Here is a 12511-nt window from a genome sequence, read left to right on the forward strand (position 1 = left end):
GGCAGGGCTTTGTTACGATGGGTCGGTTTTGGCTGATTCTGCCGCCAATCCTGCGTCGCGCCACCCTCCCCCTTCCGTCATCCGAATGAGTACCGCCGTGTCCTTCTTTGCAAATGTGGAACTGGTCCCAGGCGACCCGATCCTGGGCCTGACCGAGGCTTACAACGCCGACAGCCGTCCGACCAAGGTCAACCTGGGCGTGGGCATCTATTACGACGAGAGCGGCCGCATCCCGCTGCTCCGCGCCGTGAACAGGATCGAACAGCAGCTGGCCAATGACGCCAAACCGCGCGGCTACCTGCCGATCGACGGCCTGCCGGCCTACAACCAGGCCACCCGCGAGCTGGTCTTCGGCAAGGATTCGCCGCTGCTGGCCGCTGGCCGCGTGGCCACCTCGCAGACCATCGGCGGCAGCGGTGCGCTGCGCGTCGGCGCGGACCTGCTGCACAAGCTGCTGCCGCACGCCACCATCGCCATCAGCAACCCGAGCTGGGAAAACCATCGCGCGGTGTTCGGCGCGGCCGGTTTCGACGTGGTCGATTACACCTACTTCGATGCCGCCACCCATGGCGTGGACTTCGACGGCATGCTGGCCGACCTGGGCAAGCTGCAGCCGGGCACCGTGGTGCTGCTGCACGCGTGCTGCCACAACCCGACCGGTGCCGACCTCACCGTCGCGCAGTGGAAGCAGGTGGCCGAGCTGCTGAAGGACCGCCAGCTGTTCCCGTTCATCGACATGGCTTACCAGGGCTTCGACAAGGGCATCAGCGAAGATGGCGCCGCCGTGCGCATCATCGCCGAGGCCGGCATCGACAGCTTCGTGGTCGCCAACTCGTACTCCAAGTCGTTCTCGCTGTATGGCGAGCGCATTGGCGCGCTGTCGGTGGTCGCCCCGGACGCGAACGCGGCCAAGGCCGTGCAGTCGCAGGTCAAGCGCATCATCCGCACGATCTACTCCAGCCCGTCCAACCATGGTGCGGCACTGGTGGCCGGCGTGCTCAACAGCGCTGAGCTGCGCCAGGTGTGGGAAGCGGAACTGACCGAGATGCGTGAGCGTATCCACGCCCTGCGCCACGGTCTGGTGGAGAACCTGGTCGCCGCCGGCGCACCGGAGTACGCCTTCATCAACGACCAGGCCGGCATGTTCTCGTACTCGGGCCTGAGCCGCGCCCAGGTGGACCGCCTGCGCGACGAGTTCGCGATCTACGCCGTCGGCACCGGCCGCATCTGCGTGGCCGCACTCAACCAGGGCAACCTGGCATACGTGGCCAAGGCCGTGGCGACCGTCAGCAAGGGCTGAGCAGTAGTGCTCCTGTGAAGCAGAACGGCCGCCCTGCGCGGCCGTTTTTCTTTGCCGCGCCGGCAGCGCGTTGCGCGCGGTGGGAACGGTTACGGCGGCCCGCGCCTCGTAATGGCTCCGGCGAAGGGCGACAATAGGCGCTTCTCCTCTAAAGGCCGCCTGATTCCATGTCCCAGACGTCGCTGACCCGCTATCTGATCGAAGAGCAACATGCCGGCCGCATCAACGCCGATCTGCGCCAGCTGATCGCTGTTGTCGCCCGCGCCTGCACCAGCATCTCCATCGCGGTCAGCAAGGGCGCGCTGGGCGGTGTGCTCGGCGAAGCCGGTACCGGCAACGTGCAGGGCGAAGCGCAGAAGAAGCTGGACGTGATCAGCAACGAGATCCTGCTGGAAGCCAACGCCTGGGGCGGCCATCTCGCCGCCTGCGCCTCGGAAGAAATGGATCACTGCCAGCCGGTGCCGGACACCTACCCGCGCGGTGACTTCCTGCTGCTGTTCGATCCCCTCGATGGCAGCTCCAACATCGACGTCAATGTCTCGGTCGGCACCATCTTCTCGGTGCTGCGCTGCCCGCCCGGCACCGAACAGCCCAACGACGCCAGCTTCCTGCAGCCGGGTACCGCGCAGGTCGCCGCCGGCTACTGCATCTACGGGCCGAGCACGCAGATGGTGCTCACCGTCGGCCACGGCACGCACGCGTTCACCCTGGACCGCGAGAAGGGCGAGTTCGTGCTGACCACGCCGGACATGCAGATCCCGGCGGACACCCAGGAATTCGCGATCAACATGTCCAACCAGCGGCATTGGGAAGCCCCGATGCAGGGCTACGTGCAGGACCTGCTGGCCGGCAAGGAAGGCGCGCGCGGCAAGAACTTCAACATGCGCTGGATCGCCAGCATGGTGGCCGACGTGCATCGCATCCTGACCCGCGGCGGCATCTTCATCTACCCGTGGGACACGAAGGATCCCTCCAAGGCCGGCAAGCTGCGCCTGATGTACGAAGCCAACCCGATGGGCCTGCTGGTCGAGCAGGCCGGCGGCGCCGCCACCACCGGCCGCAAGCGCATTCTCGACATCCAGCCCGATCAGCTGCACCAGCGCGTGCCGGTGTTCCTCGGGTCGCGCAATGAAGTGGAAGAAGCCACCCGTTACCACCGCGAACACGACAGCGCGGCGGGTTGATTTGCTACACAGGGCTGGCCATCCGGTCAGCCCTGTTGATACGTGGCAACGGCGTGACATCGGCCACGGCAGCGTTCACCATCGGCCATTCGTGCCCACGGATGACCCCATGACTGCCGACGCGCCGCTCGATTTCATCGAAGTAATCCACAACGCCGTCCCCAACGAGGTCTGCGCGGCCCTGCAGGCCCAGATGCGATCCAGTGCGCAGTTGCAGCCGGGCGAAGTGGGCAGCGGTGTGTTCCCGGAACTCAAGCACAGCAAGGATCTTCGCATCAGCGGGCGCCCCGAGTGGCGGCAGGCCGAAGCAGTGCTGCAGCAGGCGGTTTTCAAGGGTTTGCTGACTTATCTACGCCGTTATCCACAGGCCCTGATCTCGCCGTTGATGTTGCAGATCCAGGACAGCCAGGGCCAGCCGCGCCGGCTGGGGGCCGAGGATTTCCCCGACATGGACGACGCCACGCTGTCCGACCTGGCCCGCACCTGCCTGCGGCCCGGTGCCATCAATCTGCAATGGTATGCGGCGGGCGAGGGTGGCTATCCGTACTGGCACTGCGAGCTGTACCCACGCGATCCGGCCGGCGAAACGCTGCACCGCCATCTGCTGTGGACGCTCTACCTCAATGACGATTTCGGCGCCGGCGAAACCGAGTTCCTGTTCCAGGGCCGCAAGGTCGCGCCGCGCACGGGCAGCCTGTTGATCGCACCGACCGCGTTCACCCACACGCATCGGGGCAACCGGCCGCAGGGTGGGGACAAGTTCATTGCGACGAGCTGGATTCTTTTCCAGAGTGCGCAGAAATTGTTTGGTGGGAATTGATCAGCGCGCCAACACCAGCAACACAGCACCGGCAACCACAACCACGGCCAACACCATCACCGTGATCAGCACATTGCGCCCGGTGCGCTTCGCCTTGGCCTTCAACCCGGCCAGCACGTCCAGATCGAGATAGAGACGATCACCGCCCGCGTCGCGGATGACGCCGTTGTCGCGGTAGTACTTCAGTGGCGCATGGAGTGCCGGGTCGATGCCGTCCGCCGCGATCGCGCTTTGCGGCGACAGCGCCTGATGGCCGGTGAAGTGTGCGATCAACGCGTCGCGCTGCTGCTGCACCGCTGCGGTGATGGCGGCATTGATCGCGATGTTGGCCGCGTTCGACGCGGCCGAGGTGGCTGCCGATGACATGGGGTTCCCCCTGGCTATCCGATATGGACGTCAGACCACCGCGACGCGGCGCCTTGGCCCGATTGTTGGGCGGGCGCGGCCCAAAGTCCATCGGGGGCGCTGGTTAGAACAGCGAGCCCTGGGGCGAGTCCACCCGCGGCGGCAACGGCCGCAGGAAGCGGGTGCAGTCCAGCTTCGGCCAATGGCTGTGCTGCGCATCGAAGCCCAGGCGCTTGCGGGCCAGCTTGAAACGGTTGGACAGCAGGTCCGCGTAGACCCCTTCGCCGCGCATGCGCGTGCCGAACCCGCTGTTGTAGTCCTTGCCACCGCGCAGCTGGTTGATGGTGCTCATCACGTGCGTGGCGCGGTCCGGGTGGTGGGTGTCGAGCCAATCGCGGAACAGCGGCGCCACTTCCAGCGGCAGGCGCAGCAGCACGTAGCCGGCGGTGGAGGCACCGGCATCGTGGGCGGCCTCAAGCACGGCTTCCAGTTCGGCATCGTTGATCCACGGGATCACCGGCGCGACCATTACCCCGACCGGGATGCCGGCATCGCTCAGGCGACGCATCGCGCGCAGCCGTGCATGCGGGGCCGAGGCGCGTGGCTCCAGCTTCGCCGACAGGTGCGGGTCCAGCGAGGTCACCGAGAAGTGCACGCTGACCAGCTGCTTTTCCGCCAGCGGTGCGAGCAGGTCGATGTCGCGCTCGACCAGCGCATTCTTGGTGATCAGCGAGAACGGGTGCTGCGTTTCCAGCATCACCTCGATCAGCTGGCGGGTGAGTTTGAGCTTGCGCTCGATCGGCTGGTAGGCGTCGGTGTTGATGCCCAGCGCGATCGGCTGCGGCACGTAGCCGGGGCGCGAGAACTCCTTGCGCAGCAGCTGCGGCGCATTGGTCTTGGCGAACAGCTTGGTCTCGAAGTCCAGCCCGGGCGAGAGATTGAGATAGGCGTGCGAGGGCCGGGCAAAACAGTACGAACAGCCATGCTCGCAACCGCGGTACGGATTGACCGACTGGCTGAAGCCGACGTCCGGCGACTTGTTGCGGCTGATGATGCTGCGTGCGGTCTCGGCACGGACTTCGGTGCGCAGGCGCGGGGCAGCGAACTCTTCACTCTCGTCCGGCGCCCAGCCGTCGTCCATCGCTTCGCTGACGGTGACCTCGAAGCGGCCCGCCAGGTGCGTGCTGGAGCCCCGGCCTTTGATCGCAATACCCATCTTCAAAGCCTATCGCCCGGATGTCTCAGGGAATGAGACGTCGTGGCGTCGGAACGGCGGGGATAGGGGATATCCATGGTTAGTAGTATTACTAACCACAGGCGTAATGGGAAGTGAAACCCGCGCCGGGTATGGGTCGGCGGAGGTGGAGACCGATTTGATCCCCTACATTATCCACAGGGCCAGAGCGCGTGCCTGCGGTGCCACGTCACGGGCCGCTGAGCCGACCAACGGTCGGCGCTACCTGATGCCGGGCGCCCCTTACGCGGCAGGGCTACGCGCCGCATCACAGCAGCCGCAGATAGCCCTTCACCGTGGCATCCAGCCCGTCATACAGCGCCTCGCTGATCAGCGCATGGCCGATCGAGACTTCCAGCACGTCCGGCACGGTCCGCAGGAAATCGGCCAGGTTGTCCTGCGACAGGTCGTGGCCGGCGTTGACGCCCAGGCCGGCCGCCTGGGCGCGGCGGGCGGCATCGGCGAACACCGCCAGCATGGCGGTGGCATCGCCGGCGGCATGCGCCTCGGCGTAGGGGCCGGTGTAGAGCTCCACGCGGTCGGCACCGATGGCCGCGGCCTGTGCGATGTCGGGGTTGCCCGCGTCCACGAACAGGCTGACCCGGCAGCCGTACGTCTTCAATTCGGCGATCAGCGGGCGGAGGCGCTGCGCATCCCGGGCGAAGTCGACGCCGTGGTCGGACGTGAGCTGGCCGTCGCCATCGGGCACCAGGGTGGCCTGGGCGGGGCGGGTCTGCGCGCACAGCGGCAGCAGCCCCGGGTAGCCCTCGCGCGGTGGCGCGAACGGGTTGCCCTCGATGTTGAACTCCACGCCGCGCTCGGCCGTCAGCGCGGACAAGGCCAGCACGTCCTCGGCGTGGATGTGGCGGCGGTCCGGGCGCGGGTGCACGGTGATCCCGTGGGCGCCGGCATCCAGGCAGGCACGGGCGGCCTGCAGCACGTCCGGGTCGCTGCCACCCCGCGAGTTGCGCAGGACGGCGATCTTGTTCACGTTGACGCTGAGTTGGGTCATGGCACTACGAGGGGTCGGATTCACCCTGAGCGGTCGGGGTGCGCGCCTGGAGGGCGAGCTCCCGCAGCCGACGGAGTTCGTTGGGATCGGTGATGGCTGCGCGGGTGGGCTGTACATCGCCGAAGCGGGCCACGTAGAGGCCGCGGACCCACGCCAGCAGGAACACCAGGGTGCCCAGCAGCGACAGCGCCATCAGCCCCATGTGGGGGGTCTTGAGCGCCATGCCGAAACAGGCCAGCGCGAACAGCAGAAACAGCCAGTACATGTCGTTCTCCCCGATTGACCGGGCCAGTGTAGCGCTGGCGCCGGGTGCGGTTCCACGGGGAGCAGCGGCTACAGCAGCGGCGAGGCCAGGCGGGCGAACGCCTCCGGAACACGGTGCCGCCAGAGCGAACGCTGGCGGTCGTTGTAGACGGGCGCGGCGCTGCTGTATTCGGCCAGCAGGATCTCGGCCAGCGCGGCAACGCGGCCGGTATCGCTGATCATCATCGAGAGCTCGAAGTTGAGCCGGAAGCTGCGGTGATCGAAGTTGGCACTGCCGACGATGCAGACGTCGTCATCGGCGATGAAGGCCTTGGTGTGCAGCATGCGCGGGCCGTACTCGTAGATCTTGACCCCGGCCTGCAGCAGCTCGTCGAAGTAGGAGCGCGCGGCCTGGGTGACGAACCAGGAGTCGCTCATCTTGGGCACCAGCAGGCGCACGTCCAGGCCACCGAGTGCGGCCGAGGTCAGTGCCATGCGTGCGGCTTCGCCGGGCACGAAGTAGGGCGTCACCAGCCAGACGCGCTCCTTCGCTTCGTGGATCGCCGCCACGTGCAGCCGGTGGATGGTCTCCCACGACGAATCCGGACCGGACACCAGCACCTGCGCATTGATGCTGCCCTCGCTGCGGCTGGGCATGGTTTCCGGCCACAGCTGGGCGATGTTGAAGCGCGCCGGCTCCTGGCCGGTGGCGTAGATCCAATCCTCGATGAAGACCAGCTGCAGGCTGCGCACCACGTGGCCACGCAGCCGCATGTGCAGGTCGCGATACGCATCCGGGCGGACGCTCTCGTCTTCCTCATCGGTGATGTTGATGCCGCCGGTAAAGGCCTGCAGGCCGTCGATGATGACGAGCTTGCGGTGCGTGCGCAGGTTCAACCAGGGCCGCTTGAACGGCTTGAGCAGCTGCCGCGGATGGAACCAGACGACTTCGGCGCCTGCATCCAGCAGCGGCTGCAGGAAGCGCTTGCGGATGGACGACGAGCCGACCGCATCCAACAACAGGCGCACGCGCACGCCGGCCGCCGCACGCTCGGTCAGCGCATCGCGCAGCGCGGTGCCGGCGTGGTCCGGATTGAAGATGTAGTACTCCAGGTGCAGGTGGTCCTTGGCCGTGGCCACCGCGGCAAGCAGTGCGCTGTAGGTGGCCGCGCCATCGACCAGCCACTCCACCTCGGTGGCCGAGCTCGGTGAGAGCCCGGTGGTGGCCTGGGCGATCTTGGCCAGCTCGGTGCAGTCCGCATCCGGTGGGCAGACGCTGCTGTAATGCTCCATCCCCGAGCGCGAACGACCACGGCGCAGGCGCTGCCGCTTCACCTTCTGCGGGCCGAGCAGGTAGTAGATGAACAGGCCAAGGTAGGGCAGGGCGGCCAGCGACAGGATCCAGCTCAGCGTGGCGACCGGCTCGCGCTTCTGCAGCATGATCCAACCGGTCAGCCACAGCAGATAGAGAATGTAGGCCGCCACCATCAGCGGGCGCAGGTGCGGGATGGCGTCGAGCCAGTCCCCGAAGAGATCGAAGGTTGCGAGCATGGCCGGATGATAGCGGGCGGCGTGGCGCTGGCGCGTATCCACGGGCGGTGGCACAAAAAAAACGCCCCTGTTTCCAGGGGCGTTTTCCAGTCGCGTCATGACTGCGTCTTGCGTATTAATGCTGTACGAAGCCGATCTTCTTCATCTGAGCATTCTTCGCGGCAGCCAACACCTTGGCCATCACGTCGTACTCGGAGTCCGGGCTGGCATCGATGCGCAGTTCCGGCTGGTTGGTCGGATCACGCTGCACTTCCTGCTCCATACGCTGCTGCAGTTCGCTCACAGCCACGGGGCTGTTGTTCCACGACACCTGGTTGCTGGCGTCCACCTTCAGCTCGATCGGCGGCGGCGGTTCGACAGTCACCGGCGGTGGGTTGAGCACGCGCTGCGGCAGGTCAACGGCGATCGGGTACGTCATGATCGGCGCGGTGACGATGAAGATGATCAGCAGCACCAGCATCACGTCCACGAGGGGCGTGACGTTGATGTCGGCCATGGGGCCTTTGTTACCACCAGTACTGAACGCCATGGCTTACTGCCCCTTCTCTTTGGTGGCGACGAAGCCAACGTCGAGCATGCCCTGTTCCTGCGCGATCTTCGTCATCTCGTTGATGACGCGCATCTTGGTGGTGCGATCACCACGCAGGTTGAGGGGCGGCTGCGGGGTCTGCTGGGCGGCGGTCGCCAAGCGCGACTCGAGCGTCTGCTTGTCGATTTCCTCGTCGTTCCAGTAGATCGAGCCGTCTTCCTTGACTGCCAAGGTGATCGGGCTCGAACGCTTCTCAGCGTCTTCCGGATTCTGCACCAGGTTGGCCTCAGGCAGATCCACCTTGACCTTGTGGGACATCAGGGGCGCCGTGATGATGAAGATGATCAGCAGCACCAGCATCACGTCCACGAGGGGCGTAACGTTGATGTCGGCCATGGGGCCGCCGCTGTTACCACTACTGAAAGCCATAACGGGCTCCGTCTAGATCGTGTTGACTACGTTCTCGCTGGGTGACGCGCGTCGCTATTAGCGAACGCGCGAACCGGTGGCGAAGAAGTCGTGCAGGTCGTGAGCGAACGTATCGAACTTGCTGATCGTGGCGCTGTTGATCTTGCTGAAGAAGTTGAAGGCGAACACGGCCGGGATAGCCACGAACAGACCGATGGCGGTCATGATCAGTGCTTCACCCACCGGGCCGGCAACGGCGTCGATCGAGGCGGAACCGGTGGCACCGATCTTGATCAGCGCGCCGTAGATGCCCCACACGGTACCCAGCAGACCCACGAACGGAGCGGTTGCGCCGACGGTGGCCAGCAGGGTCATGCCCGACTGCAGGTTGTTGCTTTCGCGGGTCACGGCCTGACGCAGGGCGCGATCGACGAACTCCGAACGGCTCAGGTTCTCACCCAGGCCACCGGAGGTGCCGCCTTCCGAACGCTGGTGGTGCGCAGCAGCCTGTGCAGCGTCCAGAGCGATCTTGGAGAAGGGCTCCGAAGCCGGCTGTTCTTCCATCGCGCGGATGGCGTCCTGGGCGTTCGGGGTATCCCAGAACAGGCTCACGACCTTGTCGGCAGCAGCCTTCAGACGGGTGGCGCGGAAGATGTTGATGACGGTCCAGTACCAGGACATGGCCGACATGATGATCAGGGTCAGCAGCACGACCCAGGAGACGGCGAAGTCACCCGGCTGGGTGGTCATCTCGTGGATCAGGTGCTCGAAGCCCATCTGCGACAGGGCGTTGGAGTTGCCCCCGGCAGCAGCGGCGATGAAAAGTTCCTGCAGCATGACGCTTACCTTTGTTGTGTGTGGTGATAAAGGGTATTGCTAGAAATAACCGCTAGAGGCGGTGGCCGGCGGGCCACCGGCCACTATCAGTTCAGCGCAAAGTTGACCGGGACGCGAACGCGACCTGCGACCTTCTTCCCGCCCGATTCCGCGGAACGGAAGCTCCACTTGCGAGCTGCTTCCATGGCGGCGCGGTCAAGGTCACGGTTACGGCTGGACTTCTCGACCGACACATTGGTGACGTTGCCATTGGCATCGACGTCAATGATCAGGATGACTTCACCCTGGATACCAGCACGGAACGCGGCCGGCGGGTAACGCGGAGGGTTCATGTTCTTCGACGAGATGTCGACGCTTGCCTCAATGGTGCTCGGCGGCTGCGGCGGCGACGGCGGCGAAGGCGGCGTGACGATGTCGGTCGGACGCGGGTCCGGGATATCGACCACAGGAGCCTGCGGCGGCGGCGGAACCGGGGACGGCTTCGGCGGCGACAGGTTCTTGACCGGCGGCGGCGGAGTGTCATCCGGCGGCGGCGGCGGCGGCGGCGGTGGGGGCGGCGGCGGAGCGTCGACCAGGGTCACCATGATGTTGCGTTCTTTCTCCGCGACGGCCTTGGGAGCCACAGCAGGGATCAGAAGCATCATGAAGGCGGCGAGATGCAGTGCGATTACAAAAGCGATACCCACGATACGCGGCCAGGAGAGGCCGGTGTCATCGCGTTGTTCGTACCTGTGAACGACTAGTTGTTCCGTCATGCGCCAAGAGCTCATTAGTGGGGCCGGGATACCCGGGGACAGGTAGCCCATGATCAGCGGTGCATGACACCGCAGGAACCTCCAAGCTTATACCAATCCTGAGCGCCTGCGCATCACTTGTGCAGGCATTCAGGCGTTATTCCTACTTACTTCAGGTTGATGATTTTCTTCGCATCCGCCTGGTTCTTCACACCCTTCGCCAGCGCTTGCTGGGCGGCCTGCTTGGCCTCCGGAATGCGACCTTCCGAATGCAGCACGCGTGCCAGATTCAGGTAGGTCTCGCCATCCTTGGAAAGCGGGGCAGCCTTCTGCCACGCCTCGATCGCCTTGTCCGCCTGCTGCGGCTCGGAGTAGTAGTACGCCTGGGCCAGTGCCAGGTATACCTGATAATCCGGCTTCAGGATGTTTTTCTGCAGGCCATCATTGATAACGGCAATGACGTCCTTTTCTTTGTTCTCGCTGTTGGCGTAGATCGAGTACAGCTGCTTGTACTCGCGCTCGTCGGTCAGCTGGCCGGCTGCGTACAGCTTGGCCATGACCGCGCCGGCCTTGTCCATCTGGTCGGCCTGCATGTACATGCTGGCCAGGTTCAGCTGGGCCTTCTTGTCGTTCGGGTTCTTGGCCGCCAGCGTTTCAGCCTGCTTGACCGCTTCGCCGGTCTGGCCGGCTTCGGCCATGGCGGCCATCAGCAACTGGTTCCAGTTGTCCTTCGGCTCGGGCGAGCCGGCGATGGCCTGCTGCAGCACCGGGATGGCCTCGGCATAGCGCTCGGCCTGGTACAGCGCCTGGCCCTTGGCGATCAGCTCTTCGGGCTTGTTCGACTTGGTCTCGGCGAAGTACTTGTCCAGGGTCGCCAGGCCTTCGTTGATCTGGTCGTCCTGCAGCTGCAGCTGACCCAGCATCAGCATCGACTGGTAATGGCCGTTGTTGTCCAGGCCGCCGAGCTGCAGCACCTGCTCGAGGTACTTCTTGGCCGAGGCGACGTCGTCCAGCTGGTAGGCCGCCTGCGAGGCGAGCTGCGCGGCGAGCGACTTGTCGTAGGTGTTGGCGGCGGGATTGGCCAGGATTTCGTCGGCCTGCGCGCGCGTCTCCGGGAACTTCTGCTCGTTGTAGCTGTCAATCATTTTCTGCAGCTTCGGGCCGACCTTGGCCGAGGACTTCTGCTCCGGCTCCTGGCGGGTCGCGTTCGGGTAGAGCACTTCGGCCTTGGCCTGCTTCTTCCCACCACGCGCGCCACGCTCCGACGAGCGGGCCTGGGCGAAGGCATCGGTGATCATGGCGCCACTTACAGCGGTCGCGATGAGGACGGAAAGGACGGCTTGCTTGTGGTTGCTGAAAATCATCTTTCACCTCGATCGAACCGCCGCAGCGGCATCAAAACGGACTGTCAGAAAAATCTGAGCCGCCAAACGTATCAGAAACTGATGGCGTGAGAAATCGTTTCCGATGCTGCAATACAGCATCTTTTGGTCGCATAAGGGCGCGTCAGCCACACTTCGGACGACGCCCGGCCGCCTGGGCTTGTTGGTATACACCACTCAGGGAGGGCGCGTCTCGCTGCAATTCCCGGATGCGGTTGGCCGGATCGGGGTGGGTGGACAGCCACTGCGGTGACCGGCCGCCGCTGGCAGCCATCATGTTCTGCCACAGATCGACTGCCTGGGCCGGGTTGAAACCGGCCTCGGCCATCAGGCGCTGGCCGACGATATCGGCCTCGCTTTCCTGGGTCCGCGAGCCTGGCAGGAGGAAGGCCGCCTGGGCACCGGCGCCGCCGAGCTGGCTGACGGTATTGGCCGCGCCCTCGCCGTAGGCCGCGCCTGCCAGCGCGCCGAGGACCGACAGCCCGGTCTGCGCACCCATCTGGCGGGTGATGCGTTCTTCGTGGTGGCGGGAGATCACGTGCCCGATCTCGTGGCCGATGACGGCGGCCAGCTGATCCTGGTTCTTGGCGACGGTGAAGATGCCGGTATTGACCCCGACCTTGCCGCCGGGCAAAGCGAACGCGTTGGGTTCCTTGTCGACCATCAGAGCCGTCTCCCACCGTACGCCACGGTACTGTGCGGGAAGCTGAGCGACCAGCGCATTCACCACGCACTGGACGTAGGCGTTCTGCTTCGGGTCGGTGCTCAACGTACCTTTGGACTTGGTCTCGGTAAACGCCTGCGCGCCCAGCTGGTCCAGCTCGGCCTGCGATACCCCGCCCACCATCTGGCGGCGGCCGGTGGGTGAGGTGGTGGTGGCGCACGCGCTCACCAGCATGGCGATGGCAATTCCCAACAGCACTGGTTTCATG

Annotated in this window: 14 protein-coding genes; 3 read left to right on the forward strand and 11 right to left on the reverse strand. The window is 65.3% G+C overall.

Annotation, left to right across the window (positions count from 1 at the left end):
* Nucleotides 1-97: 97 nt before the first annotated feature.
* The 3 genes from NJD74_RS16090 to NJD74_RS16100 all read left to right on the forward strand — a co-directional run bounded on the left by NJD74_RS16090 (nucleotide 98) and on the right by NJD74_RS16100 (nucleotide 3304).
* Nucleotides 98-1300, forward strand: a complete 1203-nt coding sequence (locus NJD74_RS16090; RefSeq protein ID WP_102788772.1) for an amino acid aminotransferase — start codon at nucleotides 98-100, stop codon at nucleotides 1298-1300.
* Between the two features lie 167 nt (nucleotides 1301-1467).
* Nucleotides 1468-2484 carry a class 1 fructose-bisphosphatase gene (locus NJD74_RS16095; protein WP_070474199.1) on the forward strand — a complete coding sequence of 339 codons (1017 nt, stop codon included), beginning with the start codon at nucleotides 1468-1470 and terminating at the stop codon, nucleotides 2482-2484.
* 109 nt (nucleotides 2485-2593) lie between these two features.
* Nucleotides 2594-3304 carry a 2OG-Fe(II) oxygenase gene (locus tag NJD74_RS16100; protein ID WP_319624587.1) on the forward strand — a complete coding sequence of 237 codons (711 nt, stop codon included), beginning with the start codon at nucleotides 2594-2596 and terminating at the stop codon, nucleotides 3302-3304.
* Here NJD74_RS16100 and NJD74_RS16105 read toward each other — a convergent pair whose 3' ends face one another.
* The 11 genes from NJD74_RS16105 to NJD74_RS16155 all read right to left on the reverse strand — a co-directional run bounded on the left by NJD74_RS16105 (nucleotide 3305) and on the right by NJD74_RS16155 (nucleotide 12510).
* On the reverse strand, nucleotides 3305-3670 hold the full coding sequence (locus NJD74_RS16105; RefSeq protein WP_070474195.1) for a hypothetical protein: 366 nt from the start codon (nucleotides 3668-3670) through the stop codon (nucleotides 3305-3307).
* A gap of 103 nt (nucleotides 3671-3773) precedes the next feature.
* The gene (locus NJD74_RS16110) at nucleotides 3774-4865 is read right to left on the reverse strand and encodes a PA0069 family radical SAM protein (protein WP_319624567.1); all 1092 of its coding nucleotides are present in this window, start codon (nucleotides 4863-4865) and stop codon (nucleotides 3774-3776) included.
* A 286-nt stretch (nucleotides 4866-5151) separates the two neighbouring features.
* Nucleotides 5152-5895, reverse strand: coding sequence for a pyridoxine 5'-phosphate synthase (locus NJD74_RS16115; RefSeq protein ID WP_102788768.1), 744 nt, complete (start codon nucleotides 5893-5895; stop codon nucleotides 5152-5154).
* A gap of 4 nt (nucleotides 5896-5899) precedes the next feature.
* Entirely contained in the window at nucleotides 5900-6160 is a 261-nt protein-coding gene (locus tag NJD74_RS16120) for a hypothetical protein (protein WP_019184059.1), read from the reverse strand.
* Between the two features lie 68 nt (nucleotides 6161-6228).
* On the reverse strand, nucleotides 6229-7689 hold the full coding sequence (cls, locus tag NJD74_RS16125; RefSeq protein ID WP_070474227.1) for a cardiolipin synthase: 1461 nt from the start codon (nucleotides 7687-7689) through the stop codon (nucleotides 6229-6231).
* A gap of 115 nt (nucleotides 7690-7804) precedes the next feature.
* Entirely contained in the window at nucleotides 7805-8218 is a 414-nt protein-coding gene (locus NJD74_RS16130) for a biopolymer transporter ExbD (protein WP_319624568.1), read from the reverse strand.
* 3 nt (nucleotides 8219-8221) lie between these two features.
* Nucleotides 8222-8647 (reverse strand): biopolymer transporter ExbD, encoded by a 426-nt coding sequence (locus NJD74_RS16135; RefSeq protein WP_019184056.1) that lies wholly within the window; start codon nucleotides 8645-8647, stop codon nucleotides 8222-8224.
* Between the two features lie 57 nt (nucleotides 8648-8704).
* A complete protein-coding gene (gene exbB, locus NJD74_RS16140; RefSeq protein ID WP_019184055.1) occupies nucleotides 8705-9463 on the reverse strand; it encodes a TonB-system energizer ExbB in 759 nt (252 codons plus the stop codon).
* An 86-nt stretch (nucleotides 9464-9549) separates the two neighbouring features.
* Nucleotides 9550-10107 (reverse strand): energy transducer TonB, encoded by a 558-nt coding sequence (locus tag NJD74_RS16145; RefSeq protein WP_026069914.1) that lies wholly within the window; start codon nucleotides 10105-10107, stop codon nucleotides 9550-9552.
* Nucleotides 10108-10364: 257 nt separating this feature from the next.
* Entirely contained in the window at nucleotides 10365-11561 is a 1197-nt protein-coding gene (locus NJD74_RS16150) for a tetratricopeptide repeat protein (RefSeq protein WP_319624569.1), read from the reverse strand.
* A gap of 142 nt (nucleotides 11562-11703) precedes the next feature.
* Entirely contained in the window at nucleotides 11704-12510 is an 807-nt protein-coding gene (locus tag NJD74_RS16155) for a M48 family metallopeptidase (protein ID WP_319624570.1), read from the reverse strand.
* Between the last annotated feature and the right edge of the window lies 1 nt (nucleotide 12511).

It is taken from the genome of Stenotrophomonas sp. RG-453 (genome assembly GCF_033843685.1).
Taxonomy (GTDB): Bacteria; Pseudomonadota; Gammaproteobacteria; order Xanthomonadales; family Xanthomonadaceae; genus Stenotrophomonas; species Stenotrophomonas bentonitica_A.

Coding starts and splice junctions, on each gene's coding strand:
- NJD74_RS16095 (WP_070474199.1), top strand. CDS start 1,468: ATGTCCCAGACGTCGCTGACCCGCTATCTGATCGAAGAGCAACATGCC.
- NJD74_RS16120 (WP_019184059.1), bottom strand. CDS start 6,160: ATGTACTGGCTGTTTCTGCTGTTCGCGCTGGCCTGTTTCGGCATGGCG.
- NJD74_RS16135 (WP_019184056.1), bottom strand. CDS start 8,647: ATGGCTTTCAGTAGTGGTAACAGCGGCGGCCCCATGGCCGACATCAAC.
- NJD74_RS16110 (WP_319624567.1), bottom strand. CDS start 4,865: ATGGGTATTGCGATCAAAGGCCGGGGCTCCAGCACGCACCTGGCGGGC.
- NJD74_RS16155 (WP_319624570.1), bottom strand. CDS start 12,510: ATGAAACCAGTGCTGTTGGGAATTGCCATCGCCATGCTGGTGAGCGCG.
- NJD74_RS16130 (WP_319624568.1), bottom strand. CDS start 8,218: ATGGCGTTCAGTACTGGTGGTAACAAAGGCCCCATGGCCGACATCAAC.
- NJD74_RS16150 (WP_319624569.1), bottom strand. CDS start 11,561: ATGATTTTCAGCAACCACAAGCAAGCCGTCCTTTCCGTCCTCATCGCG.
- exbB (WP_019184055.1), bottom strand. CDS start 9,463: ATGCTGCAGGAACTTTTCATCGCCGCTGCTGCCGGGGGCAACTCCAAC.
- NJD74_RS16105 (WP_070474195.1), bottom strand. CDS start 3,670: ATGTCATCGGCAGCCACCTCGGCCGCGTCGAACGCGGCCAACATCGCG.
- NJD74_RS16100 (WP_319624587.1), top strand. CDS start 2,594: ATGACTGCCGACGCGCCGCTCGATTTCATCGAAGTAATCCACAACGCC.
- NJD74_RS16115 (WP_102788768.1), bottom strand. CDS start 5,895: ATGACCCAACTCAGCGTCAACGTGAACAAGATCGCCGTCCTGCGCAAC.
- cls (WP_070474227.1), bottom strand. CDS start 7,689: ATGCTCGCAACCTTCGATCTCTTCGGGGACTGGCTCGACGCCATCCCG.
- NJD74_RS16145 (WP_026069914.1), bottom strand. CDS start 10,107: ATGATGCTTCTGATCCCTGCTGTGGCTCCCAAGGCCGTCGCGGAGAAA.